Source organism: Variovorax sp. 22077 (genome assembly GCF_052044195.1).
Taxonomy (GTDB): domain Bacteria; phylum Pseudomonadota; class Gammaproteobacteria; order Burkholderiales; family Burkholderiaceae_C; genus Variovorax; species Variovorax atrisoli.
Window position 1 is genome coordinate 1 of sequence record NZ_JBQEQC010000117.1, and the last position, 399, is coordinate 399.

A 399-nucleotide genomic window follows, 5' to 3' on the forward strand; every position below is an offset into this window, starting at 1 on the left:
GGCTCCACGTGCTCTGCGTCTTCGGGTCGTGCACCTTGGTCTCTGCCACTGCAGGCGTGCCCACCGTGAACAGGTCCTTCTGCCCCAGAACCCGGCGCATCACGTCCACCAGGTTGTCGATGATCTTGTCCGCGAGGTCCGCGCAGCTCTTCAGGATGCCGTCGAGCTTGGCGATCGCGCCGTCGATGAACTTGTCCAGCTCGCCCATGATGGTGGCGTTCAGGTGGCCTACCAGCGTGGTGACGATCGCCTCGCCCAGGTTGGAGGCTGCAGTCGTCAGTTGCTGCCTCACAAGATGCAGCGTCGGCCTCAGGCTCATCCGTGCCGCAGCCATGCTCGGAGGAATCGGGATCAGCCCGATCAGGTTGATGCCCAGGCTCACCCAGTTCAGGAACGCGT

The 399-nt window shown here is 63.7% G+C and carries 1 protein-coding gene; it reads right to left on the reverse strand.

Translation table 11 applies throughout. The features are described from left to right. Positions 1 to 399, reverse strand: a 399-nt coding sequence (locus ACTJLF_RS34755; protein WP_440884923.1) for a hypothetical protein, incomplete at both ends; no start/stop codon positions are given.